The sequence below is a fragment of the Neobacillus sp. OS1-2 genome (genome assembly GCF_030915505.1).
Taxonomy (GTDB): Bacteria; Bacillota; Bacilli; order Bacillales; family Cytobacillaceae; genus Neobacillus.
This window is the reverse complement of sequence record NZ_CP133265.1, coordinates 2,929,100-2,953,241: the sequence shown is the minus strand read 5'-3', so window position 1 is coordinate 2,953,241 and position 24,142 is coordinate 2,929,100. Positions and strand designations below refer to the sequence as shown.

The following is a 24,142-nucleotide window of genomic DNA, read 5'->3' as shown; positions in this document are numbered from 1 at the left end:
CTTTTTATTGAATTTGATATAGATAAGAGACGCAGAATGACTACGCCTCTTAAGAATACCATTTTTACTTATTAAATGGACTTGCTTTCTTCCAATTTCATTTCTTTTTCTAGTTGAGCAATTCGTGAATCGATTGTGTTGCGGTAGAAGGAGCTGTTCACTTGATGCTCTAAGCGATCCAAATAGTTTTCAATGTCCTTAAATTTTGAGTAGGATTTATCTGAATACGTATTGGAATCAAGCACTTGGTTGATACGAAGGTTCGCACGGGTTACATTTTCACGGCCCATTAATTCCATCCGTCTTAGGTTCATATCTTTTAGCTTGTGCTTCATTTCTTCATATTTTCTTTCTAAGTCCCCAAGCTGCTCTTTTACCTGTTCAAGTGATGCACGTAAGCGGCTTGCCCTGTCGGCATATTGCTGATGTTCCGCTGAAGCGAATTGATTTAGCTCCGTTTCCCCTGCTTTAGAAGCAATTTCTGCTTGGAATTTTCTTTTTTCAGCTAATTCCGCAGCTTGATGATATTCTCTCGTAAATTCATCCTTCAATGTATATTGACGTTCCAATAACTTTCTTACCTTCTCTGTTTCCTGCTCACATTGACGAAGGTATTGATTAAGCAGTGCAATTGGATTTTTCTTTTCTTTTTGATCCATTGCCTCATGCAGATCAGCTGTAATAGTATTTTTAATTCGCGTAAATAAGTTTGTCATCGTTATTCTCTCCTTTAATTTATATTAATTTTTTAATTCATTCCATTGTTTTTCAAAATTGATAAATGGGTCAGATTCTTCTTTCATTTTCGTGTGTTTGTTCTCATTCCATTTTTTATATACAAGGAAAAGCACATAGGCTGCTGCCACGCCAATGATGGCCGGGACGTTATGGATGGAGGCCATGAGGACAATGAAACCGACGATCCCAAGACCAATTTTTCCACCTATAGATGTAGTTTTTAAAAATTGTTTGAAGATGAAGTACAGGAGCACTAGGCTGACAAGTAACCCCACCATTGGACCAATTGTTGAAAGTAAGATGACAGCTGCGATCCCCCCGGCAACCAATAAACCAAATTTTTTCATTTTGTTTTTCACTCCTTTCTTTATCTTGATTTCATCTTACCTTTTTCCACCGCTTTTCATAATTGCGCTAGAGCTTGATTTTTATATCGGACTTAAGACGTAGAAAAGGTCAGCCCATTAAGCACGGTGCTTAATAGACTGACCCTTGACTTTATTTCGAGATAAACATCTGCACCCAATAGTAACGAAACGATCCACCAGTGGCATATCCTACCCCAATTCGGGTATTTGAACTTAAGATATTCGCGCGATGCCCGGAACTGTTCATCCATGATTGAACCACTGCCTGTGGTGTCGTTTGACCGGCTGCAATATTTTCAGCTGCAGAACGGTAGGAAATACCAAAGCTCTTCATCATATCAAATGGACTGCCATAGGTTGGGCTTGTATGAGAGAAATAATTTTTATCCCTCATGTCCGTTGCCTTATAGCGAGCCACCCTGGAAAGCTCCCAGTCTGCCACGAATGGTTTCAAGCCATTTTTCGCCCGCTCCTGATTGGTCAGCGAAATAACCTGATTTTCAATCGATTTCACTCCGCCTAATTCAGGAATGTTTACCTTTTGACCCGGATAGATCAAGTTAGGATTTTTAAATTGCTGGTTGGCTTGAATAATCTCTGTAATTCCGACCTGATACCTTACAGCAATTTTCCAAAGTGTATCCCCAGGCTGAACCGTATAAATTTGTTGGGCAAACGAGACGCTTGGAATACAGAAAAGAGATAGTAAGAACAGAAAACTAAACCAAAAAGATTTTTTCATTTTTTCGCCTCCTCCGAATATATAATTTTGATTTCAAGCTCAAAATATACAGGGAATCAAAAAAATAAAATTCAGCTGTCTTTTAGTGGATTTTCGGAGGCATAAAATATGAAAGACTTATCATGGATGACCTATATTATGCTAATTTTAGCAAGCTATCGTTTAACCCATTTAATCGTTTTTGATAAAATTACAGAATTCATCCGCAGGCCCTTCATGAAAAAAGTTCAAGTTAAGACGGATAATGGCACGGAAACGAAGGAAGTCCCTGCCTCCATGTTTGGATATCTGTTGAAATGTTATTGGTGTGCCGGTGTGTGGAGTGCTTGTTTTTTGGGCGGTGCTTACCTTCTGTTCCCAAAAGTTACATTTGTGTTTATTTTAATTTTCTCCATTGCCGGTGGTCAATCGATTATTGAGACCTTCGTCGGCGTCAATATAAAGAAAGTCGATTACTATTCAGAACTGGGGAAAAAAGACTAAATTTGCTAAATAGGAAAATTTAGTCCCCTTAAGGCATATACCTTTAGAAAGCTTATTTTTCTCGGTAAGCTCTCTAAAGGGGGACGAATGATGACACTTTTGTGGACCATTGCTCTCGGCTTTCTGATTTGTCTTGGTTGTGTTGCATGGGGTATTTTCCATTTTTTAAGGGAAGCACTTGATTCAGAGGATGCATCCCGGATTGATAAAATAAACACCGATGAGGAATAACTTTTTCAGAACCCTGGCTAATCAGGGTTCTTTTTATGATGAAAATTAATTTTTCACCTCCATGACATTTATTTTTCATTTTGGGAAAAATTAAACAGGAGATTATTATTTAAGCTGGAGGCGTACATATGAGTGGATCTGAACATCAATTTCCTAAAACCTTTTGGCGCGAGATAGAATTACCGACTTATGAACCATTAAATGAGGATTTATCTGTGGACGTAGCAGTTGTCGGGGCTGGAATAACTGGGATTACTGCTGCCTATTTACTGTCAAAAGAAGGGCTGAAGGTAGCCATTTTGGAAGCCGGTGGTGTCTTAAACGGGACAACCGGGCACACCACGGCTAAGTTAACCGCCCAGCATGGCATGATTTATGATGAGTTTATCCAACACTTCGGGCCAGAAAAGGCAAGGCTGTATTTTGAATCCCATATGAATGCCATTCAATTCGTGGAAACCATGGTAAAGGAAAATGGAATTGACTGTGATTACAGCAAAGAGGATGCTTATATTTATGCCACAACTGAAGAGTATGTTGACAAGATAAAAACGGAGTGGGAGGCGTACAAAAGTCTCAATATTGACGGATCTTTGAAAGACACGATTCCATTTAATATCCCGGCCAAAGCGGCTCTATTGATGCGCAATCAAGCACAGTATCACCCGCTAAAGTTTTTAAAGTCGCTACTAGAGGATGCCGTAAATGCTGGCTGTTCTGTTTATGAAAATACAGTCGCTACAGATATTGAAGATGATGATACAGAACCAAAAGTAGTGACAAAGGCTGGTCATAGGGTGACATGCAAACAGGTGATTATTGCCTCCCATTTCCCTTTTTATGATAAACCAGGTCTCTATTTTGCCAGAATGCATACAGATAGATCCTATGCAATCGGTATAAAAACAGACATGGACTATCCCGGCGGCATCTATATCAGTGCCGACAGCCCGGCCCGCTCCATTCGTACAACACCGTATAATGGGGAAAAGTTGCTCATACTCGGCGGTGAAAATCATAAAACAGGGCAGGGAATCGATACGCTAAAGCATTATGAAGCGCTCCAATTATTCGCCAAAGAGGCCTTTGGGCTGAAGGAATACCATTATCGCTGGTCCGCCCAGGATATGGTCACATTGGACAAACTTCCTTTTATCGGAAAATATTCGGAAGGCCGGGAAAACATTTTAATTGCCACCGGCTATAAAAAATGGGGAATGACGACAGGCATTCTCGCGGGACACTTGTTAACTGATTATGTGATGGACCGGGAGAATCCATACATGGAGCTCTATTCACCATCACGAGCATTCCAGGCAGATCCCGATTTTAAAAGTGTTGTCACCACCAATGCAGATGTTGCTAAGCATCTGATCAAGGGTAAGCTTGAGTATACCGACAAGTCCACAGATGATTTACAGATGGGCGAGGGCTCTGTTGTCATGTATAACGGAAAACGAGCAGGTGCCTATAAAGACGAGAACGGGAAACTTTATGTTGTCGACACCACTTGTACCCATCTTGGCTGTGAATGTGAATGGAATCGCGCTGAAAAATCATGGGATTGCCCGTGCCATGGCTCACGTTATTCCTATTCAGGCGATGTGATTGAAGGTCCGACAAAAAAAGCACTGGAATTGTTGAAAGAAGAGTAGTATTTGGGCTTGTTTTTGAAGATATGAACCATTTTCTCGATGATATGAACAAATCCCTTTCTTTTATAAAAAATGCCTCCTAGCTGAGCAGGAGGCTTTCTTCATTATTTACTATTCGGGCGGTTTCGTTTTATATCTTCCCCAGGCGTGAATTCAACTAATTCGGAGCTTTCCTTCATCGGCTTTTTCGCGTTATTGTTACGTTGTGCATTAGCATTTCCTAATTTCGTTCTTCCCATCATACCCACTCCTTTTTGAGAAATTCACTGATAGTATGGATGAAAAGGTGCACTTTTATTCTAGTATGGGTGCCTTGCGGAAGCGTGTCATTTGCTCGAAAGCATACGCCACTTGAATTAAAAGCGGTTCACTGTAAGCTGTTCCGGCAAAGGTAATTCCCACCGGCTCCCCAAGAGATGTATAGCCAGCAGGGACTGCAATGGTGGGATAGCCTGCTTTCGCACTGATATGGGAGCCTTCATCGTTAGGAAAAACAATAACATCTAGTCCGTATTTCTCTAACGCAAAATCAATCCCTTTCTTTGTTGAATGATACAAGTCGAATTCCAATGCATCAATATAAGCAGCTTCCGTTAAAGAACCGCTTGTTTTTTCTGATTCCAGTAGTACGGCCTGGCCATATTTGAGCATCTTTTCTTCATCATTTTTATTAAATTCAATTAGATCTGCTAACGTTCTCACTTGTATGGATGGGTGAAGGCTATTCAAATAGGCATTTAAATCTGGTTTAAATTCATAGGTTAAAACATCGTATTTCCATTCAGCCTTAGCGGAAGGGAAAACAATGTCCTCAATCATCTCTGCTCCTGATGATTTCAACAGTTCCAATCCTGCGGCCACAACTTTTTGTTTTTCCTTACTCAATAGCTCCATAAAGCCATCAGATGCTATGCCGATTCTCTTTCCCTTTAGTCCATCTTTTACAAGTAACTCTGACAAGTCGAATCCAATAAAAGGGTTTGTCTTGGTTATAGAATCGAGATCATCTTTTCCACATAAGGCATTTAACAGAATCACCGCATCCTCAACCGTTCTAGCCATTGGCCCTGCAGTATCCTGTGTGTGTGCGATTGGGATAATCCCTCTGCGGCTAATTAAACCTACCGTAGGTTTAATCCCCACTAATGAATTTTGGCAGGATGGATTCAGGATTGAGCCAGAGGTTTCGGTCCCAACCGCCGCAGCGGCAAAATTTGCGGCAATCGCTGCCCCGGAACCTGCACTAGAACCGCCAACATCAAATTTCCTCGGACCATAGGGATTTTCCACCTGTCCGCCTCTTGAACTATAGCCACTTTTCATTCCAATCGCCATAAAATTTGCCCATTCCGTCATATTTGTTTTTCCAAGAATGATGGCACCGGCTTTACGTAATTGCTCTGCTACAAATGAATCCTTTAGGGCAATCGAATCTTTTAATGCAAGTGACCCGGCACTTGTATGCATTTTGTCATGGGTGTCGATATTATCCTTAATTAGAATCGGAATTCCGTGTAACAGGCCGCGTGGCCCCTTCTTTTTCCGTTCCGTGTCAAGCGCTTCCGCTATCTGCAGCGCATCCGGATTAATTTCGAGGATTGAATGTAGCTCTTTATCGTAACGAGAAATTCTATGTAAATACAATAAGACCAGCTCTTTTGATGTAAGCTCGCCGCTCGCCAACTTTTCCTGGATTTCGCTGATTGTTGTTTCCTCTAGCCATTCTTCGAGATATTTCTTTAATTTTGGATTCTCCATCGGGATCCCTCCGTTTCTCCTTAACAATTCAAGAAAAGAGCTTGAAAGTCCTTTTTCTTATAAAAAAAAGCAGAAGGAGGGTCCCCTCCTTCTGCCTTTATTTTCTAAACTTTTGACTTCTTTGTTCTTCAGCAACAATTTTCCCTTGATAAAAAATTCGTTTATGAAGAGGGATATTTAACTCCCGGCAATATCGCTTTAGTTCTCGCTCTTCTCGATCCGTAACCAGTGAAATGATGGTACCATTCGCTCCCATTCTTCCTGTTCTTCCCGACCTGTGTACATATTGAGAAATGTCTTTAGGTGAGTCAATTTGAACAACATGGGTTACTCCTTGAATATCGAGGCCCCGGGCCGCAATATCTGTGGCAATCAGCATTTTCAGTTTTCCATCCCGGAAAGCTTTTAATGCCGCTTGTCGTTCTAGCTTTTTCATATCGCTGTGCAGGACTCCGATGGATAATTCTTTAAACAGCAATTTCTCTTTAAAAACTTGAATTTCGCCAATGTCATTAATAAACGCAAGGGATTTACTATGGTCAAGGCGAGTAATTTTTTCAATTAACTTAATTTTATCTCGTGGTTCACAGGAAAAATAGATATGCTCTACTTCCCCGGAAGAAGCCATTTCATCTTTTTCAATTCGAAGGACTTCAGGTTCCGCTGTCATTTCTTTTGCCAGCTTTTCTGTTGCCTGTTTCATCGTCGCCGAAAATAAGACAACTTGGCGGTCACTCATCGTTGATTTCACGATGTTTTGGACAGTGTGTAAATGCTCCGGTATTAACAGTTGATCTCCTTCATCTAAAACAACCATTTTTATCTCGTGCATTTTCACTTTCTTCTGTTTGATTAATTCAAGCAAGCGGCCCGGTGTAGCAAAAATAACATGCGGGCGCTTTTTCAACTTTTCAAGCTGTCGCTTTAAGTTTGCCCCGCCAATAATCGACGTACCTCTAATCCCGCTTCCTTCTGACCATTTTTGAAATTCTTGATAAACCTGCATGACCAACTCTTGGGAAGAGGCAAGGACTACTGCTTGTAAGGACGGTATAGTTGCATCGATTTTATTTAATAAAGGAAGTAAATAAGCAAGCGTCTTCCCTGTACCTGTTGGTGACTCGGCAATGACATCTTTTCCTCCCAGAATCATAGGGATAGCAGCATCCTGAATCGATGTCGGCTGCTCGAAGCCTGATTGTTTCCATGCTTCCTGCAAAAATGGCTTTAACGTATTTAACATGTTGTACTCCTTATATCTTTTTTCTTATTATTTGTTTTTCGATATCGTATTGATACTATCGTATTAACGTTTAGGTGTCTAGTTGGGGTTATGTTGACGTATTGATGTAAAGGACAATCCAGACCATATGATATACAAGGACAGAAAAGTAGAGGACACAGGTGGAGACGATAAGAGTTCTAACCCAACGGTTAAAAGGGCGAAGATAAAACAAGCCCAGAAGCATAAGTGGCAGGATTATTTTTATCATATAAAAATAAGACCAGCTTTGTTCAATGACAAGCTTCATCATCGGGTTCCCCTCATCAACGAAACCGGAAGACATACCAAAGTGGGTTAAGACCGCATCCAACACACCGGCAAATAATAGGAATAAACAGAGTCTCATAGCTCCCTCCTAACAAGGATTTCAGACAAATATTTCTTTATTAAGAACACAAAAAGAACGTTAAAGGCTGCATGTGACAGCAGCCTAGATAAACTACTTTAATTAACATACCTGCCACTATCTGGCCGGCCAATTTCAGCAAAATGCTCCACTAAATAATGTAGGTTCTTGGTTAGTTCTTCACCGCTCATTGGCAGACCATGACCAGTGATCGCTACTTGCGGTTTAAGCGCCTCTACTTTTTTCACGGATTCATAGGCCGCATTCCAGTCAGTGGTGAAATACTTGGGCGGGCCACTGATTTCCTGCATTTGTGTCATCACTTTGTAGAGCGATTCTTGCTTTACCGTCACAAAGACATCCCCAGCGATTAAAGTCCCATCTTGTTCACGAAATAAGGAGATGTGGCCAGGTGTATGTCCCGGGGTATGAATCCATTTCCAGTCCGGCAGACTTGGAACAGTCCCGTCCTCCGGAAGCTTTTGCACATATGCACTAATATCAATCCCATGGTTCGGGAACATCGGGGACATCTTGGCAACCAGCCCGCTGTCCACATTTGGATCCCCTGGCGGATAATCTTTCTTCCCGGTTAAATACGGGAGTTCTCGTTCGTGGGCATAAACTGGAACACTCCACTCCTCCAATAACTCCGCAACGGATCCGGCATGATCAAAATGCCCATGTGTTAACACGATGGCCTTCGGACGGACATCTTCGCCAAACCGCTCTTGGAGCATTTCTTTTATCTCTTCCGCTGACTTTGGCATGCCAGTATCAATTAGGACACATTCATTCGTCTCTTTCGGATCTCCGACGACAACAAGATTAACAATTTGATCTGTGTAACAATAAACGTCCTGCCGGACAATGGTTCCAATTCCATTGCCAATCGATGTCATTGGCAGAAAGGAATCCTTATATTTACTATCCTGGTTATTTTCCAACAAAAATTCCTCCCTTTCTTGGTTATTATTTAACTGGGAGGATAATTTATTACTAGGTAACACATTATTCATTATAACATTCACTTCAGTTCTTTATAAATAACATTTTATAAAAACAAAAACTGCCCATTAGGAGCAGTTCTGATAAATTAAATTCCACTGAGTGGATGGCTAACCCCCTGGATAAATTCACTCGGCGAATAACCCATGTGTTTTTTAAATACTGCATTAAATTGTTTATAATCACTGAATCCTACCATTTCTGCAATTTCGTAAATCATGTATTTCTTTGTGAGAAGTAAGGGTACCGATGCTTTTATCCGTTGTTGATTTAAGTAATGATGAAAAGTTCCCTTTGTGTCCTTCTTAAAAACTCTGCTTAAATAACTTGGACTTACGGCCAGATCTTGGGCTACATCTTCCAAATTTATTTTCTCTGCATACCGTTCATTTATACAATTTATTACTTTTTGGGTATAATCACAATAAGCCGACGTTTCTATCTCTTCAGGAAAAAACACAGCCTTCATAAAGGAGAAATCTACCTTTTGTTGAATTAATTTATGTTTCTTCTTCTCTACTATTTTCTTATTTAGCAAATCCATCATTATTCTTAATACTTCTCTATCTATCGGTTTAAGTAAATAATCGAAAACTTGAAGTTGAATACTCTTTTTTGTATATTCAAAATCACTATAACTGGAGAGAATAACCTTTTCAAAATCATGAAATTTAGAAGCTTGTTCTATCATATCAATCCCATTTAATATCGGCATTTTAATATCCGTTATGACTAAATCTGGTTTAAGATCAATAATCTTCTGTAGACCCTCTTGCCCATTTGAAGCTTCGCCAATAATCTCCGTTTGCATTTCTTTCCAATCCAGGGTATAAATCATTCCTCTGCGAATAATTTGTTCATCTTCAACTATAATGGCTTGAATCATTCTGACTCTTCCTCCTTTATAATTGGGATTTTCACCAAAACGAATGTTCCTTTTTTCTCTTCGCTGTAAATTCTTAACCCGTAGCTCTTCCCATATAGCAATTGAATCCTGCGATTTACGTTATAAATGCCAATATGGTTAGTGTCATTCTCACCGAGAATCAATGACTTCTTTAATTCAATTAATCTATTCTTTTCGATCCCCTCTCCATTATCGCGAATCACCAAATATACATTTTTCTTTGTGTTTTTAATGATGATCTCTATTTTTAAATTGGTCTTGGTCTGAAATCCATATTTGATTGCATTTTCCACTAACGGCTGCACAATCAATTTAGGAAGAAAATAGTTTTCAGTTCCTGCCTGAACATCTATGTTATAGTCTAAGGCGTCGCCAAACCGAATCTTCTGTAAGGTTAAATAATCCTTCAAATAATTCGTATCCTTTTGAATACTATTATATTGCATGCGATTACTCACACTGTATCTTAATAAATTGGAGAGAATAATAATTAACCGTTCTGCTTTATTAGAATCAATTTTAATCATATATTTGATATTTTCTAATGTATTAAATAAAAAGTGAGGATCTATTTGCATTTCAAGCTGCTTGATCTCAGATTGAGCATTTCGTTCAATTGATTCTTTGTTTTCCTTTAATAATCGTTGAATATCTTGCAAAAGCTGTTCGACATACTCACCAATGACTTGGAACTCATCCTCTTTAGCAAAGTTCACCTTTTGGTTAAAATCTCCCTTTTTCGCCTTTGTAATCATTTTTAGCAGAATATCGATTGATTTCATCTTTTTCCGCGTTGCCTGGTTTGCAAATAGAATGGTCCCGATTGTGATGGATAGGAAGACAATCAGTAATGTTACAAGCCCAATTTTATAGATACGCTTAAATAAGCCAATATACAAGATGGAATGAACATTAATGTTGGCATTAAGAATTGAAAGTTGTTTCGTGATATAGCTACTATTATTTAGAGCCTTAAGTTTTCCTGACTGTGTTAGTAACATTTCATTTGATGTTAAGATACTATTATCATATTGGTCAGTGATTATGATGTCGGTATAGTGGACATTGTTCATTAGCTGGCGGAATTTATTTTCTAATAAATTGAAAATAATATAGCCTGAAACATTGCCCTGTTCATTGTAAATCGGATTTGCGATGTTATAGAAGATTCTATCTGTTTTAAGATTTTGGCGATTCGGGTACATAAGACTTTGATCGTTACGATTATTTTTCAACCGCTTATTTAAATACCAAACAGCATTTTTATGATTATCAACAGGATCTTCTATCCAATTTGTAGCGATTACATTTCCATCTGCGTCAATCACAGAAAACAAGCTATTTAGCTTTTGCTCATTCACTGCACTGTATAGACGTTCATACATTTTGGTGCGATACGTGCTGTAGGTTTCCATTCGATTAATATTTATCTCTTTCGCTAATTGCTTACTTTGAGCAGATATCTGTGAAAATTTCACAATGATTTCATTTGCGACCATTTCCCCTTCATTTCGGGTATTTTCTTTTAGAATATGATAGCTAATGAAAAAGAATAGATTATAAAAAATAAAGACGATAATCGCGACGGGAACAATCCCAAAACTGATTAAGGAACGTTTCAGTTCCTTCCGATATAAACTGGAAACCTTGTTAGTAGATTCCACATCAATCCCCTTTTCCTTGCGTCGTACAAGTTATGCCGAAAAGACAACTCAATCGCGGAGTTGCCTTCCCTATCAAATTTATAGGTTTACTTCTTTCGAACCTGTTGCTTTGAAGAAAATCAAAAGTGAGATTACCGTAGTGACTGTGAGAATTGTGGAAAGTGCTGCGGCAGTACCATAGCTTGCCCTAATGACCTCCGAATAGATTGCAACAGACATGGTTCTAGTCTTTCCAGTAAATAAAATAATCGACGAACTAAGTTCATTGATGACCGTAATCCAACTTAATAGAGCACCAGCTAAAACACCTGGCATCATTAACCTAGCAGTAATATTAATAAACGTCCTCATGGGAGAATAACCTAAGCTAATTGATGCTTCTTCCATACTGGGACTCAACTGATAAATAATGGCAGCACTTGATCGCATCGTATATGGAAGCCGGCGAATAATAAAGGAAACAATTAAAATAGCTGCCGTTCCACTTAATAGTAACGGCGATTTGTTAAAGGCAAGTAGCAACGTAATCCCCAATACTGAGCCTGGAACTATATAAGGGAACATGGCAATCGTATCAATAAAAGAGGTTAAGAAGTTTTTTCTTCTTACAGATGCATACGAAATGAGCATCCCCAATAATATGATAACTGCTAACGCAATGATTCCGTAGATATACGTATTTAAAATGGAATCACCCATACGTTCGATTACTCTGCGGTAACTTTCCAATGTATAACCGTCAATAAACATGGCACCTCTGGTTTTTAAGAATGACGTATAGATAACCATGACTTGTGGAATGATGGCTAATCCCACAATAACATAAATAAACAAATGGGCAAAAAGGTTTTTCATTCCTTTTGCTTTCTCAGGTTGAATAGGGCGAAGCGAACTCATTTCGAATGATTTCTTATTGATAAAATATTTTTGACCAATAAATATAAAGGTTGTAATAAAAATCATTATAGTTGCAAGAGCCGCGGCAAAGTGTGCATCACCGCCTACCTCACTAATAAATTCTGAGTAGATTAGCACAGGCATGGTCGAATAACCTTCTCCAATTAGCATTGGAGTCCCAAAGTCAGCAAGGGAATTCATAAAAACCAGCATGGCGCCTGCTAAAACTGTTGGCAGAATCAGCGGCAAGATTAGCGTTGTAACCTTTCTAATTCCTGTCACTCCTAAGCTTTCAGCCGCTTCACTTAAAGAGGAATCCATTTTTTTAAGAGCTCCAGAAACATATAAATAGATGTACGGGAACAACTTTAAGGTAAAAACCAATAGAATCCCACCAAACCCGTAGATACTAGGGATCGTTACATTAAAATGCTCCAGAAAAAATCTTGAAATGACACCGCTTCGGCCTAATAAAAGAATCCATGAATAGGCTCCAATAAATGGCGGCGACAATACAGAAATAATAATTAATATTTCGATAAGTCCCTTGCCGCGAATTCTCAGCGTCGACATTAAATAGGCAAGAGGCACCCCCAAAGCGATAGCCAGGATTGTCACGCATATGGTGACTGCGAAACTATGGAGCAATGATTGATAATAATATTTTTTCTCAAAAAAGGTTTGAAAATGTTCAAATGTAAATGAGCCATCGTTTCCTTGGAAACTTCCTAGTAACAACGCTCCAAGCGGATAAATTAAAAACACAGCAAAAAATAAAAATACAAGCAATGTCACGGAATTCCAAAAGTCTAGTTTTCTAGTCCATTTATTCCACATAACGGGTCACTCCCGAAATGAGACTTTCCTCACCATCTGCAGTGAATATATTAATTTTTTCTGCGATAACTTCTAAGTAAACTACATCATCTAACTGAATGAACCGATCCTTTTGATTGGTATCCTGTGTAAACTCGATACTTTGTCCATCATCCAAAACGAGCTCATAATTTATATATTTGCCTAAGAAATTCCGATGTTTAACTCTTGCTCTGATCCCAGACTGACGTTCAGATAGCGTAAACTCTTCCGGTCGAATTGCGACCATTACTTTGTCATTAGCACGAACTTCTGATGTTATATTTTTTATTTCAATCTGATAATCTTTTGTCATCCGAAGAAAACTCACTCCATTAGCCTGTTCAATGATCCCTGGGAATAAATTGGAATGGCCGATAAAGGTTGCAACAAATGCATTAATAGGCCGTAAATAAATGGTATCTGGATACCCGACCTGCTGGATGATCCCGTCTTTCATGACAGCAATTCGATCCGAAATGGCTAATGCCTCTTCCTGATCATGAGTAACATACACTGTCGTGATATCAATTTCCTTTTGAATTTCACTTATGGCACGGCGCATGTCAATTCTAAGCTTTGCGTCCAGGTTCGATAATGGTTCATCCATCAGAAGAACTTTTGGATGAATAACAATAGCTCTTGCCAAAGCAACACGCTGCTGCTGCCCACCAGACAAGCGATTAGGAAGGCGATCTTTATAGTCTGTGATTTTGACCGTTTCAATAATTTCGTCAAGCCGTTTGATCATTTCTTCTTTATTGATCTTCCGGTTTTTCAAACCGTATTTAACATTGTTGTATACATTCATATGGGGAAAAATTGCATAGTTTTGAAAAACCATCCCAATATTCCGTTTATGGGCTGGAATATCGTTAATTACTTGCTGATCGAATGAGATCGTCCCTCCGTCAATACTGTGGAAACCTGCAATCATCCTTAGAAGCGTGGTTTTCCCGCAGCCTGATGGGCCTAATAATGTGAAGAGTTCACCTGGTTTTATTTTTAAATTTAAATCAGGAATTACCGTATTTTTTTCATAGTCCTTCCGTACCTGCTCAAATGTGATTGATGTGCTCAATTTGAACAACCTCCTTTTTCATGAATCTACGATGTTTGGATTATTTTAAAAGAGTATGAGCCACTGACTACTCATACTCTTTCATGTTTGATTTCAATTCTTAATTACTTGTAAAAATATCCTTAAATTTATCTAGAATGGTTTCTTTATTTTTGTTTGACCATGCTTGATCGTCACTAATTAATTTGATTTCCGTAAGCGGCTTCATTCCGATATCCTTCTTGATTTTCACTGTAGAAAGAACAGGACGGCGATTTAGCTCATTTGCCACCATTGTTTGTGACTCTTCGTTGGTAATAAAATCAATGAATTTCTTGGCATTTTCCAGATTTTTTGCACCTTTAATAATCGCGGCACCATCAGGCTTCACAATTGTTCCTTCTTTTGGATAGACTATCTGTACTGGGGCGCCATCATTCATATAATTCACAACTGGCTCTTCAAATGTAAGCCCAACAGAGTATTCACCATCTGCTACACCTTTGTAGACTGCAGAGGATCCACTCAATAATTTGTGATCAAGATTCCCAATTAATTTTCCTACATAATCCCATCCTTTTTCAGGATCACCATTGCCCATCGCATATAATTCGTTAATAACTTGTTCGAATGAAGAAGATGATTTTGCTGGGTCTGCAAACGCAATCTTCCCTTTCAATTGCTTATTCAATAAATCCTCATATCCACTAATATTTAATTCACCCGCAAGGTTTTTATTGACCATAATGACACTTGGAACGAGTGAGAATCGTGTGATAAAGCCATCATCATTTTTATAGTCATCAATAACCTTGTCTTCATTTTTGGATTGATATTTAGCAAAATGATCTTTGAATGGATCTAACGATGATAAAGATCCTCCCCACATGACATCCCCTAAAGGATTATCCCCTTCCGATTCAATTCGTTTCAAAAGCTCCCCTGCACCCGCAGAAATAACTTCCACCTTAATTCCTGTTTCATCTTCAAATTCTTTTACCAAAGGCTCATTAAACTCAATTGGATTTGGTGAATAAACTACTAGTTCCTTACTTACACTGGTCTCAGTCTTTGTTGTTTTTTCATCTGATGAACAACCTGTTAAGATTCCCGAAATTCCAAGTACAGCCACTAATGCTGCGGACAACAATTTCCCTTTCTTCATTACTCATTCCCCCATTTTTATTTTTATAAAAACCACTTTCGTTCCTGCTACATCAAATATTAAACGCTTTCATAATAATCAACAATCCAAAAAAGTGACATAAATATCCGAAAAAATGAACTAGGGGAAATATTCCAAATAAAAAAAACTGCCTTTTTAGGCAGCCCTTTAATCAAATGTTCGCAGTATAATCTTATTTAGGTTACGGTTAATTTCCTCCGATTGAATGATGCTTTCATTAAAGTTAATTTGGATTTTACCGGTTCCAGATACAATTTCTACTTTTTCTATTCCATTTGTTCGTTGCATCTGTCTTTTTATCTTCCCGATACAACCGGTGCAGGCCACATCATTTAATGGGATTTCAATCATACTCATAATCCCCACATCCTCTCAAAATTTTTCTACAAAGGATTGACCAAACTTCATACATTCTTCTTTTTCCGCAGTGGTTGGAGAAAGGTCAATTTTTAAACCTTCGTGCACAAGCTCGGCACCCAGTTCTGCCAGTTTTTCCGTGAGAATATCAACCGCTCCCCCACGATGCTCATAGGAAGAGTCGCAGGAACCAAATGCAGCTGCCCTTTTCCCTGATAAATTCAATTGATCCATTTCATCATAAAAGTCGAGAAACTCATCCGGAAGATCACCGTCTCCCCACGTATAGGCTCCCAATAATATCCCATCATATTCTTGAAGGTCTGGAACATCTACTTCTAAGATATCCTTTATCGAGACAGTACCCCCTGCCTCTTGAATGCCTGATGCAATAAGATTGGCTATTTCTTCTGTATTCCCTGTCATACTTGCATAAACAATTAAACAGGTTGCATTCATGGTGGAATCACCTCATGTTTTTCTTTCATATTAATGAAAATCATTCTCATTAACATTGACCTGTATCAAGAAATATAATAAATTGATGCAAATCACTTCATTATTTTTGTGAAGCAGATATTATTAAGCTATAAGGATGTTTAGAAGGAGTGGTGAAGGATGAACTGTGATCACTGTTGCTCGCATGGATCTTCATGTATCACATCTGTGCCCGTTTTTAAAGGGATGAAAAAAGAGGATCTTCAGCTATTACAAAATGTCACAAGGAGCCGTCACTTTTTAAAGGGTGAATTCATTTTTCAAGAGGGGGAGCGTTCCGAAACACTTTTTGTTGTGAATGAAGGCCTGATAAAGCTAACGAAAATGTCGGCTGAAGGAAAAGAACAAATTGTCCGTTTGTTGTTTCCTGGGGATTTCTTCGGGTTATTTTCATTACTTCGAAATGAAAAACATTATGCAAATGCTGAGGTTATTGGGAGTCCCACTGTCATTTGTTCCATTGAAAAAGGGGATTTCCTTAGGACGATGGAGAAGAATGCAGAATTATCCTACCGGTTTTTACTGGCTGTTAATGATCGTTTATATGAAGCAGATGAATCGGTTGGCTTCTTAAGTTTGATGGAGGTCGAACAGCGGCTTGCGCGGGCACTCATCCTTTTTCATGATAAATTGAATGCCTTTAATGGTACCTTTACATTACCAATAACGAAAAAAGATTTAGCGGGGTATATCGGGACAACTCCAGAATCAATAAGTAGAAAGCTATTAGCATTTATGTCCCAAAAGCTAATCGCCATGGACGGACGCAGACAAATACAAATTCTAGAGTTGGACCAACTTAAAAGTATGGCCGAAATGGACTAAAACTCATCCAATTTTACTGCCATTAGGCGAAAATGCATCGGTTCGATTTCATTGACAATCACGTTCATTCCAAAAGATTGTAAATTGGCGATTAACGGCTCACCGCGATGTGGTAAATGAATTTCAAAAATAGTACCTACTGGTGCCGCTTTAATAAAGTTTAAAATTTCCCGTCGTGGATGTTCCCCCTTTGCAACACGTTCCCGGATATCCATGACTGCTTTTTTATCAATTATTTCAAACATAACTAACACTCCCCTTCGAAATGGTTTATGCCTTAGTTTACCATCTTTTTTTTCCTAAGGAATTGATATAAATCAATGTTCAATTGGAGAGAAGTTTAAGAAAAAGCTTAGAAAGCTTTGGAAATACTGGATTTGGGCAAAAATTGATATATTTGTAATTTCGAAAGGTTTGTGAACATTCCTGGGTATTCGATATAACCGGGTGTGAATGATGGTAGAATGAACAACAACAAGATAACAATATAACGGAGTTGAGAATAATGTTTAGCAAAATTGCTGTTATCGCTTCGCTGTTGTTTTTTCTATTTGGAACCAATGTATTTGCCAATTCGCATTCGGAAGAATCTACTTCAATAAACGAGAACGTACGGACAGATCATGCCAACGTGCGAACGAAAAAGACTACTACCATAGAACCCTCATTTAAAGACTATGTTGTCCCAGTATCCGTCGGTCTCTTATTCATCATTGGCCTCGGAAGCTACTGGTTCATATACAGACGAAAACATGCCTAACCGGATCTACTATCGTCGTAGGATTGCGCGGACGGGGCTGCCGTCTCCTTCGACGAGTGGCAGCGGCAGGGCGATTAGTTCGTAGTCACCTGGTTCGATTTCGTCGAGCATAAGGGATTCCAATATGTGAATTCCGTTTTCATTCAAACTATGGTGTGCAGGCAGCTCCTTGCTGTCAATTGGATCCACAGACGGTACATCCAAGCCGATAAGCTTAACCCCAATACTTGCTAAATAAGGCGCTAAATCCGGTTTAATATGAGGAATTTTCTCGGGGAATTCACTTGGATTTTCCCACGCAAGTGTTCGAAATAACACCCTCTTACATCCATCAAGGTTAACCCCCCGCAAATCAGCTTCGCCAATACTTTCCTTGCCACCCATATCTATGACTTTCGCTGGCCCGATGTAAAGATTGAGATCAAGTTCAATGATTCGTTTTCCATTGTTATCAAAATGAAAAGGAGCATCAACATGCGTTCCCGTGTGCGCGCTTAATTGAAGACTACCTACATTGACTGAGCCGCTTTCTTCCATTGGCCACGAGACCACATATTGAAACGCAGTATCGCCGGGCCATACAGGCATACCATTCTCAAGTTTTCTTGAAACATCATAAATCTTCATCCCATTTCACCCCTAATTCAATCATATCGTGTTTTCCCCATTATTTCACAATACCCCAACCCCTTTCCAGCTATTTCGAAGCCAATAATTTCATAGTAAAAAGGCAGGGGGCCGAACTCCTGCCTTTTTACTGAAACGACTTCCAAAACTCGCCGTCTTGATTAATCATATCTTTCAGTTCATCGAAGGGGATTGTAAAGGTTGGAGATCCCGCAGCAAAGGAGGCAATTTCATAATGCTTAAAGTAAATATTTAGGGCATCCTCACGAATAAAAAACGGCTGATCCTCCTTCATTCCATGGTAATCATCAGGAGAAAGATAAGAAGAATATTGTTCATTATTTTTAATTTGATCCATAATCATATCACTTATTACTTTCACATAAGGGCTCCCAAGTTTAAACAAGTCTTTCAACTGATACATCGAACCATTCTTAAGATTAATATGAACATACTTTTTAACAGGCATCCCATGAGCAGCACAAAACATGTAATCGTACCCATTTATCTCCATCACAAGCAAGTTCTTCTTGTAGAAGGTTACCTCAAAGTCACCAGTATAATTGGATTCCAGCTGCTTCCCGGCAGGCACGGGTTTTACACCCGCAAGCTCTTTTAAAGACTTATTCACCATAACCATAGCCGGATTTTCCATTCCTTGTACCTGTGGGTAATAAACAACATATTCCCTATTCGGTCTGTATTTATGTTCGATTACTGAATACTGATTATTTAGCGGGATAATGGTCGCCTGCTTCCAGACCACACCACTATTTCGATTAAAATACACCAAGCGATTATCAACTTCACTCTTGATTAGTGTCTTGTCAAAGCTTAGCCAGCCGCTGCCACTGACCATTGGAAGATGTACCTTCCTCTTCCCATTCTTATCAATAAAAAACGTATGCTGGTCATCAGAAACAGAAGCCACCCCATCGGAAAATGGATTCATGTCATGAAAAATAAACCCTGTTAGAATCCGGCCATCTGAATCTGCTAACGCGTAAATTGATCTTAAGCATGGCTGCTCTGGTGCCAGTTCTTTCCCAATTGCAAACCGATTTTCGCCAAGATCCATAATACTGGTATAATTTGGTTTAATTAAAAAATTTCCTTCTCTATCTATTACGCCATAATATTGATTATTTTTTACAGTCAAACCAACAATAGCGCGGTCGTCGATAAATGCTTCTGCACTTGAAAACTGAGGCTCCAAGACTGTTTTCCCCTGTTCATCGATATACCCTAATTTTCCATCCTCCCTCTTTTTATATACAAGAAGACCTTGGCCATATTGATCAACAAACGCAAACGGATAGGATTGTAATACCTTTCCGGTAAGATCAATTAGTTCGTAGAGGCCGCTCTTTGTTTTTACAACCGCTTTCCCCTCTGAAAAATCACTGGCAGATGGATAGATAAGGGGAATAACCACTTTGCCTCTCTTATTCAAAAATCCATGCAAGTACTGTTCATCCGAATCTGTCACCCCAACTAATAAACGTCCACCTTTATACTCTGGGTATGCGACAGAATAGGCCCTTTCGGTTATTTCCTTACCACTTCCGTCAATAACTTTATTCCCCTGCTGATCGTTGACGACTGCCCTTCCTTCTGAAAACGGTTGTATCGTATCGTATTTCGGTTTCACAATAAAATACCCGTTATCATCGATGAGGCCTGATTTATCCATCATCTCAACATTCGCCAAACCATTATCCTGAAAATCCTTGGCATTATCATATATCGGCTGGAGAACAAATTTCCCTTTCTCATCAATATATCCCCATTTCGTGCCGCCGATTTCTTTCACTGGAGCAGGGAAAAGATAAACCGCTCTTGTTTCAAAAGCATCCAAGATCCACGAGATCCAATCGCCATCATGTTCGGCCATTACATTCACCCATTTTACTTTTTCTATATTTATATGAAATAGAGTGGGCTGTGTGATTTAGAAAAAAAGAGGCAATACAAATTCTGTATATTGCCCCCTTTTTTCCAAATTAAATTATACATAATGACAGGCAACAAAATGGCCGCTTCCTGTGTCGCGATAATCCGGCACCTGTTGTGCACAAAGGTCAGTCGCTATCGGACATCTGGTCCGAAACTTACAGCCTGAGGGCGGATTTATAGGGCTTGGAATATCCCCTTTTAAAATAATCCGCTCTCTCTTGGCCATGGGGTCTGGAATGGGCACAGCCGATAAGAGTGCTTTTGTATAAGGATGAAGTGGATGATCAAATAACTCTTCTTTAGAAGCCAATTCTACAATATTCCCCAAATACATAATGGCAATTTTCGTACAAAGGTGTTCCACAACACTTAAATCATGGGAAATAAACAGATAGGATAATCCATTTTCCCTCTGGAGGTCACTGAATAGATTTATTATTTGCGCTTGAATGGATACATCAAGTGATGCGACTGGTTCATCCATAACAATAAACTCAGGATTTAGCGCCATCGCTCTAGCAATAACGATACGCTGCCGCTGTCCGCCGGAAAATTCATGTGGATATCGATCAATATGAAACGGAGCTAATCCGCACTTTTCCATTACCTCTAACACTCGCTCGCGTACCTCCTGTTTTGAAACAAGACCGTGCTCGACCATGGCCTCGCCAATTGCGTCCCCCACTCGGAGCCTTGGATTTAACGAACTAAACGGATCTTGAAATACAAGCTGTGTTTGCACACGAAGATTGCGGAGCTCCTTTTTGGATAATGAAAAAATATCTTTCCCCTTAAACTTTACCTCTCCTTCTGTCTTCTCATGGAGGCGTAAAATGGTTTTACCAATCGTCGATTTCCCACTTCCAGATTCACCAACAAGCCCAAACACTTCGCCTTTGGCAATTGAAAAACTAACCCCATCAACAGCCTTCAACGGATCTCCGAATTTTTTAAACATACCTTTTGAAGCAGAATAGTATTTTTTTAGATTATGAACCTCTAATAATGCTTCGCCCATTATTCTGCACCGTCCTCATAGAGCCAGCACGCAGCTTTTTGCCCGCCCGAAATTTCATGTAATGCCGGCTGCTTTATCCTGCAAATATCCATTGCATGCTCACAGCGATCTGCAAAATAGCAGGATTCCTGCAGATTAACTAAATTCGGAACCTGGCCGGCAATGGTATATAGACGATCTTTCCGTTCACCAATCACTGGTTTTGCCTTCAACAATCCTTTTGTATAAGGATGCTGCGGGTTCTTAAATAGCTCCAAAACCGGTCCCTCTTCCACTACTTTTCCCGCATACATGACCACCACATAATCAGCCATTTCTGCCACAACGCCAAGATCATGGGTAATTAACAAAATAGATGTATTAAATTCCTTTTTTATCTCCCGTAATAAGTCTAATATTTGTGCTTGGATGGTTACGTCAAGAGCGGTCGTTGGTTCATCCGCAATGATAAGCTTCGGATTACAGCTAATGGCGATAGCAATCATAATCCGTTGCAGCATCCCGCCGCTTAATTCATGAGGATAAAGATTGACGACCTTTTCAGCATTCGGGATTCCGAGCATTGTAATCAGTTCCATTGCCTTATTATAGGCATCCTTTTTACTTAACAATAAATGTTCCTGGATTGGTTCAATCATTTGTTCACCAATCGTGAAAACGGGATTTAAAGATGTCATCGGTTCCTGAAAGATCATGCCAATCTCATTCCCTCTTAAACGGCGCACATCCTTTTTTGATAAGTGGAGCAGGTTTTTTCCGGCAAAATTAATTTCTCCGCTTTCCACCTTGCCGTTTTCCGGTATTAGCTGCATTAATGACAATGCGGTAATACTTTTGCCGCATCCTGACTCTCCAACGATACACACGGTTTCTCCTTCACGAATAGCAAAACTAACGTCATTCACTGCCTTCACGACGCCGTTTTCTGTGTAAAAGTTTGTTTGCAGGTGATCTACTTGAAGCAGCGTCTTATTCATATGATATCCCTACCTTCTCATTTTCGGATCAAGTGCATCTCTTAGTCCGTCCCCCAGTAAATTGATAGAAACGACAGTTAGAAAAATAGTGGTTCCCGGTGGAATCCAAAGCCATGGACGTTTCCTAAAATCCATAAAGTTATTGGCTGCATTCATCATATTCCCCCATGACGGTGTGGGCGGAACGACCCCAAGTCCAAGAAAGCTTAATGCGGACTCGCTTAAAATCGAACCGGCTACATTTAAGGTCGCCACAACCAAAAGAAGTGGGATGGTATTCGGAATAAGATGGTGGATTATTTTCCGGCGGTCCCTTAACCCCAGTACCTCCGTTGCCTGCATAAAAGGCTGTTCCTTCAATGATAAAATTTGTCCTCGCACTAGGCGTGCAAGACCTGGCCATCCAACAAAGCTAAGCATAATCATAATAATATAAAGCCGGTATTCAGCCGGAACTTTCCACTCTGATAGAATGGCTGCCAAAATCAATAGAAGCGGTAAGCCTGGAATCGACATAAGAATGTCGGCGATCCGCATGATAACCATATCGACGACGCCGCGATAAAAGCCCGAAATCGCCCCCAGCAATGAACCAATCATCACCGATAAAAACATGGAAGCAATCCCGATGGTTAACGAGATTTGTCCGGCCATCATTAATCTCGTTAACACATCCCGCCCATAATTATCTGTCCCAAGCAAGTGCGAGCTGCTTGGCGGCTGATTCATATCAGCAATACTCGTTCTGTCTTGAATGTACGGTGAAAAATGCGGACCAATAAAACTCAGTAAAAACATAAATATCAGGAAAAACAAACTGATCATTGCTAATTTATTCTTTTTTAGGCGACGATACGTTTGCTTCCATAACGAAGGTGATTTTACGCTCTTCTTCGTCACTTGTTTCGTCACAATCGAACTTTGTGGTTCCAATTTGCACCCCTCCCTATTTCAATCTAATTCTCGGATCAACAGCAGCGTAAGTTACATCCGCTAAAAAGTTTCCAATAATGGTTAAACAGGATAAAAACATCGTAAAGGCCATCAATACGGGATAATCGCGGAAGCTGACTGATTCCAGCTGAATTCTTCCAACACCCGGCCAATTAAAGATTTGTTCCATAATAATGGCACCGGAAAAAAGCCCCGGTAATTCAAAGGCAAGCAATGTAATGGCTGGAAGAATGGCATTTTTTAAAGCATGTTTAAAAATAACCACACGCTCTTTTAAACCCTTCGCTCGGGCGGTTCGTATATAGTCCTGGCGAATCACCTCAAGCATCCCAGTGCGAAAATAGCGGGTTAACGATCCAATGCTAAGTAAGGTTAGGATGAGAACAGGTAGAATCATATGCTTGCCCACTTCAAGAAGATAGGTCAGCCCCGTACTGGTACTTCCCGTATCAATCATTCCGCCAATTGGCAAGATTTGCAGATCGACACCGAACCATTTAATAAATAGCAAGCTGATAAAAAAAGATGGAAAGGACATCGCTGCAAACACAAAAAATGTTACTAGCCCATCAAACAAGGAATATTGCTTAATGGCGGAAATGACACCCGTCACTAAGGCAATGGACCACGTTAGGATTAAGGCAAAAATAGCAACAAAAAAGGAATTCCACACATATTTATTTAACAGGGATAAAACCTTTTCCTGATGCTTGAGCGAGTAACCAAAATCACCGTGTAAGGCATTTCCAAGCCACGTAAAGTACCTCTGCAACACCGGCTGATCTAAACCAAAAAGTGCTTTTAATTCTTGAGCCCTTTGCGGGGTCAAATTAATATTTGAGTCAATATAATCACCCGGCAGCATCGCAAATAAGAAGAAAATGATAAACGATGTCCCGAACAAGATGACAATCATTTGTAAAAAACGCTGCAATACGTACTGTTTCATTTTTTCTCCCCCATTACAGAATAAAGTGCCTAGCAACA

General features: G+C 39.6%; 27 protein-coding genes. 5 read left to right on the top strand and 22 right to left on the bottom strand.

The window, feature by feature from the left end; translation table 11 throughout:
• Positions 1-71: 71 nt before the first annotated feature.
• The 3 genes from RCG19_RS14540 to safA form a co-directional block, all read right to left on the bottom strand.
• Complete coding sequence (locus RCG19_RS14540) at positions 72-716, bottom strand: PspA/IM30 family protein (protein WP_308107729.1); 645 nt, start codon at positions 714-716, stop codon at positions 72-74.
• A 24-nt stretch (positions 717-740) separates the two neighbouring features.
• Complete coding sequence (locus RCG19_RS14535; protein ID WP_308107728.1) at positions 741-1,085, bottom strand: lmo0954 family membrane protein; 345 nt, start codon at positions 1,083-1,085, stop codon at positions 741-743.
• A gap of 151 nt (positions 1,086-1,236) precedes the next feature.
• On the bottom strand, positions 1,237-1,848 hold the full coding sequence (gene safA, locus RCG19_RS14530) for a SafA/ExsA family spore coat assembly protein (RefSeq protein ID WP_308107727.1): 612 nt from the start codon (positions 1,846-1,848) through the stop codon (positions 1,237-1,239).
• 108 nt (positions 1,849-1,956) lie between these two features.
• Between safA and RCG19_RS14525 the strand changes: the two genes are divergently transcribed.
• The 3 genes from RCG19_RS14525 (at position 1,957) to RCG19_RS14515 (ending at position 4,217) form a co-directional block, all read left to right on the top strand.
• Positions 1,957-2,331 (top strand): DUF1360 domain-containing protein, encoded by a 375-nt coding sequence (locus tag RCG19_RS14525; RefSeq protein ID WP_166240852.1) that lies wholly within the window; start codon positions 1,957-1,959, stop codon positions 2,329-2,331.
• A 90-nt stretch (positions 2,332-2,421) separates the two neighbouring features.
• On the top strand, positions 2,422-2,562 hold the full coding sequence (locus RCG19_RS14520) for a hypothetical protein (RefSeq protein ID WP_308107725.1): 141 nt from the start codon (positions 2,422-2,424) through the stop codon (positions 2,560-2,562).
• 128 nt (positions 2,563-2,690) lie between these two features.
• Positions 2,691-4,217, top strand: a complete 1,527-nt coding sequence (locus RCG19_RS14515; RefSeq protein ID WP_308107723.1) for an FAD-dependent oxidoreductase — start codon at positions 2,691-2,693, stop codon at positions 4,215-4,217.
• Between the two features lie 104 nt (positions 4,218-4,321).
• On the opposite strand, the gene RCG19_RS14510 is transcribed toward RCG19_RS14515, so the two are convergent.
• The 12 genes from RCG19_RS14510 to RCG19_RS14455 form a co-directional block, all read right to left on the bottom strand.
• Positions 4,322-4,456, bottom strand: coding sequence for a hypothetical protein (locus tag RCG19_RS14510; protein ID WP_268870147.1), 135 nt, complete (start codon positions 4,454-4,456; stop codon positions 4,322-4,324).
• A 55-nt stretch (positions 4,457-4,511) separates the two neighbouring features.
• Positions 4,512-5,975, bottom strand: a complete 1,464-nt coding sequence (locus RCG19_RS14505; protein WP_308107721.1) for an amidase family protein — start codon at positions 5,973-5,975, stop codon at positions 4,512-4,514.
• 97 nt (positions 5,976-6,072) lie between these two features.
• Positions 6,073-7,218: a DEAD/DEAH box helicase gene (locus RCG19_RS14500; protein ID WP_308107720.1), complete on the bottom strand. Its 1,146-nt coding sequence runs from the start codon at positions 7,216-7,218 to the stop codon at positions 6,073-6,075.
• 88 nt (positions 7,219-7,306) lie between these two features.
• Positions 7,307-7,606: a DUF5658 family protein gene (locus RCG19_RS14495; RefSeq protein ID WP_308107719.1), complete on the bottom strand. Its 300-nt coding sequence runs from the start codon at positions 7,604-7,606 to the stop codon at positions 7,307-7,309.
• A 98-nt stretch (positions 7,607-7,704) separates the two neighbouring features.
• On the bottom strand, positions 7,705-8,553 hold the full coding sequence (locus RCG19_RS14490) for an MBL fold metallo-hydrolase (protein WP_308107718.1): 849 nt from the start codon (positions 8,551-8,553) through the stop codon (positions 7,705-7,707).
• Between the two features lie 149 nt (positions 8,554-8,702).
• A complete protein-coding gene (locus RCG19_RS14485) occupies positions 8,703-9,500 on the bottom strand; it encodes a response regulator transcription factor (RefSeq protein WP_166240840.1) in 798 nt (265 codons plus the stop codon).
• Positions 9,497-11,185 (bottom strand): cache domain-containing sensor histidine kinase, encoded by a 1,689-nt coding sequence (locus tag RCG19_RS14480; RefSeq protein WP_308107717.1) that lies wholly within the window; start codon positions 11,183-11,185, stop codon positions 9,497-9,499. Before RCG19_RS14480 ends, RCG19_RS14485 begins: the two co-directional genes overlap by 4 nt.
• A gap of 78 nt (positions 11,186-11,263) precedes the next feature.
• Positions 11,264-12,919, bottom strand: coding sequence for an ABC transporter permease (locus RCG19_RS14475; protein WP_308107716.1), 1,656 nt, complete (start codon positions 12,917-12,919; stop codon positions 11,264-11,266).
• The gene (locus RCG19_RS14470) at positions 12,909-14,018 is read right to left on the bottom strand and encodes an ABC transporter ATP-binding protein (RefSeq protein ID WP_308107715.1); all 1,110 of its coding nucleotides are present in this window, start codon (positions 14,016-14,018) and stop codon (positions 12,909-12,911) included. The genes RCG19_RS14475 and RCG19_RS14470 overlap by 11 nt, the downstream gene beginning before the upstream one ends.
• A gap of 100 nt (positions 14,019-14,118) precedes the next feature.
• A complete protein-coding gene (locus RCG19_RS14465) occupies positions 14,119-15,162 on the bottom strand; it encodes an ABC transporter substrate-binding protein (RefSeq protein WP_308107714.1) in 1,044 nt (347 codons plus the stop codon).
• A 168-nt stretch (positions 15,163-15,330) separates the two neighbouring features.
• A complete protein-coding gene (locus RCG19_RS14460) occupies positions 15,331-15,540 on the bottom strand; it encodes a heavy-metal-associated domain-containing protein (RefSeq protein ID WP_166240830.1) in 210 nt (69 codons plus the stop codon).
• Positions 15,541-15,555: 15 nt separating this feature from the next.
• The gene (locus RCG19_RS14455; RefSeq protein WP_166240828.1) at positions 15,556-15,999 is read right to left on the bottom strand and encodes a flavodoxin; all 444 of its coding nucleotides are present in this window, start codon (positions 15,997-15,999) and stop codon (positions 15,556-15,558) included.
• A 159-nt stretch (positions 16,000-16,158) separates the two neighbouring features.
• Here RCG19_RS14455 and RCG19_RS14450 point away from each other — a divergent pair, with 159 nt between their 5' ends.
• Positions 16,159-16,863, top strand: a complete 705-nt coding sequence (locus RCG19_RS14450; RefSeq protein ID WP_166240826.1) for a Crp/Fnr family transcriptional regulator — start codon at positions 16,159-16,161, stop codon at positions 16,861-16,863.
• On the opposite strand, the gene RCG19_RS14445 is transcribed toward RCG19_RS14450, so the two are convergent.
• Positions 16,860-17,108 (bottom strand): amino acid decarboxylase, encoded by a 249-nt coding sequence (locus tag RCG19_RS14445; RefSeq protein WP_166240824.1) that lies wholly within the window; start codon positions 17,106-17,108, stop codon positions 16,860-16,862. The genes RCG19_RS14450 and RCG19_RS14445 overlap by 4 nt on opposite strands.
• A 260-nt stretch (positions 17,109-17,368) precedes the next feature.
• Between RCG19_RS14445 and RCG19_RS14440 the strand changes: the two genes are divergently transcribed.
• Positions 17,369-17,623, top strand: coding sequence for a hypothetical protein (locus tag RCG19_RS14440; RefSeq protein WP_308107713.1), 255 nt, complete (start codon positions 17,369-17,371; stop codon positions 17,621-17,623).
• A gap of 9 nt (positions 17,624-17,632) precedes the next feature.
• On the opposite strand, the gene kynB is transcribed toward RCG19_RS14440, so the two are convergent.
• The 6 genes from kynB to RCG19_RS14410 all read right to left on the bottom strand — a co-directional run bounded on the left by kynB (position 17,633) and on the right by RCG19_RS14410 (position 24,104).
• A complete protein-coding gene (gene kynB / locus RCG19_RS14435) occupies positions 17,633-18,250 on the bottom strand; it encodes an arylformamidase (protein ID WP_308107712.1) in 618 nt (205 codons plus the stop codon).
• Between the two features lie 127 nt (positions 18,251-18,377).
• On the bottom strand, positions 18,378-20,144 hold the full coding sequence (locus RCG19_RS14430; RefSeq protein ID WP_308107711.1) for a WG repeat-containing protein: 1,767 nt from the start codon (positions 20,142-20,144) through the stop codon (positions 18,378-18,380).
• Positions 20,145-20,258: 114 nt separating this feature from the next.
• Positions 20,259-21,224: an ABC transporter ATP-binding protein gene (locus RCG19_RS14425; protein WP_308107710.1), complete on the bottom strand. Its 966-nt coding sequence runs from the start codon at positions 21,222-21,224 to the stop codon at positions 20,259-20,261.
• A complete protein-coding gene (locus RCG19_RS14420; RefSeq protein ID WP_308107709.1) occupies positions 21,224-22,201 on the bottom strand; it encodes an ABC transporter ATP-binding protein in 978 nt (325 codons plus the stop codon). The genes RCG19_RS14425 and RCG19_RS14420 overlap by 1 nt, the downstream gene beginning before the upstream one ends.
• A gap of 9 nt (positions 22,202-22,210) precedes the next feature.
• Positions 22,211-23,116: an oligopeptide ABC transporter permease gene (gene opp4C / locus RCG19_RS14415; RefSeq protein ID WP_374049617.1), complete on the bottom strand. Its 906-nt coding sequence runs from the start codon at positions 23,114-23,116 to the stop codon at positions 22,211-22,213.
• Between the two features lie 31 nt (positions 23,117-23,147).
• Positions 23,148-24,104 (bottom strand): ABC transporter permease, encoded by a 957-nt coding sequence (locus RCG19_RS14410; RefSeq protein ID WP_166240812.1) that lies wholly within the window; start codon positions 24,102-24,104, stop codon positions 23,148-23,150.
• Positions 24,105-24,142: the final 38 nt, after the last annotated feature.

Coding starts and splice junctions, on each gene's coding strand:
- kynB (WP_308107712.1), bottom strand. CDS start 18,250: ATGAAGATTTATGATGTTTCAAGAAAACTTGAGAATGGTATGCCTGTA.
- RCG19_RS14495 (WP_308107719.1), bottom strand. CDS start 7,606: ATGAGACTCTGTTTATTCCTATTATTTGCCGGTGTGTTGGATGCGGTC.
- RCG19_RS14505 (WP_308107721.1), bottom strand. CDS start 5,975: ATGGAGAATCCAAAATTAAAGAAATATCTCGAAGAATGGCTAGAGGAA.
- RCG19_RS14520 (WP_308107725.1), top strand. CDS start 2,422: ATGACACTTTTGTGGACCATTGCTCTCGGCTTTCTGATTTGTCTTGGT.
- RCG19_RS14500 (WP_308107720.1), bottom strand. CDS start 7,218: ATGTTAAATACGTTAAAGCCATTTTTGCAGGAAGCATGGAAACAATCA.
- RCG19_RS14515 (WP_308107723.1), top strand. CDS start 2,691: ATGAGTGGATCTGAACATCAATTTCCTAAAACCTTTTGGCGCGAGATA.
- RCG19_RS14540 (WP_308107729.1), bottom strand. CDS start 716: ATGACAAACTTATTTACGCGAATTAAAAATACTATTACAGCTGATCTG.
- RCG19_RS14510 (WP_268870147.1), bottom strand. CDS start 4,456: ATGGGAAGAACGAAATTAGGAAATGCTAATGCACAACGTAACAATAAC.
- RCG19_RS14410 (WP_166240812.1), bottom strand. CDS start 24,104: ATGAAACAGTACGTATTGCAGCGTTTTTTACAAATGATTGTCATCTTG.
- RCG19_RS14450 (WP_166240826.1), top strand. CDS start 16,159: ATGAACTGTGATCACTGTTGCTCGCATGGATCTTCATGTATCACATCT.
- RCG19_RS14475 (WP_308107716.1), bottom strand. CDS start 12,919: ATGTGGAATAAATGGACTAGAAAACTAGACTTTTGGAATTCCGTGACA.
- RCG19_RS14430 (WP_308107711.1), bottom strand. CDS start 20,144: ATGGCCGAACATGATGGCGATTGGATCTCGTGGATCTTGGATGCTTTT.
- RCG19_RS14460 (WP_166240830.1), bottom strand. CDS start 15,540: ATGAGTATGATTGAAATCCCATTAAATGATGTGGCCTGCACCGGTTGT.
- RCG19_RS14525 (WP_166240852.1), top strand. CDS start 1,957: ATGAAAGACTTATCATGGATGACCTATATTATGCTAATTTTAGCAAGC.
- RCG19_RS14455 (WP_166240828.1), bottom strand. CDS start 15,999: ATGAATGCAACCTGTTTAATTGTTTATGCAAGTATGACAGGGAATACA.
- RCG19_RS14485 (WP_166240840.1), bottom strand. CDS start 9,500: ATGATTCAAGCCATTATAGTTGAAGATGAACAAATTATTCGCAGAGGA.
- RCG19_RS14440 (WP_308107713.1), top strand. CDS start 17,369: ATGTTTAGCAAAATTGCTGTTATCGCTTCGCTGTTGTTTTTTCTATTT.
- RCG19_RS14420 (WP_308107709.1), bottom strand. CDS start 22,201: ATGAATAAGACGCTGCTTCAAGTAGATCACCTGCAAACAAACTTTTAC.
- RCG19_RS14425 (WP_308107710.1), bottom strand. CDS start 21,224: ATGGGCGAAGCATTATTAGAGGTTCATAATCTAAAAAAATACTATTCT.
- safA (WP_308107727.1), bottom strand. CDS start 1,848: ATGAAAAAATCTTTTTGGTTTAGTTTTCTGTTCTTACTATCTCTTTTC.
- RCG19_RS14445 (WP_166240824.1), bottom strand. CDS start 17,108: ATGTTTGAAATAATTGATAAAAAAGCAGTCATGGATATCCGGGAACGT.
- RCG19_RS14465 (WP_308107714.1), bottom strand. CDS start 15,162: ATGAAGAAAGGGAAATTGTTGTCCGCAGCATTAGTGGCTGTACTTGGA.
- RCG19_RS14535 (WP_308107728.1), bottom strand. CDS start 1,085: ATGAAAAAATTTGGTTTATTGGTTGCCGGGGGGATCGCAGCTGTCATC.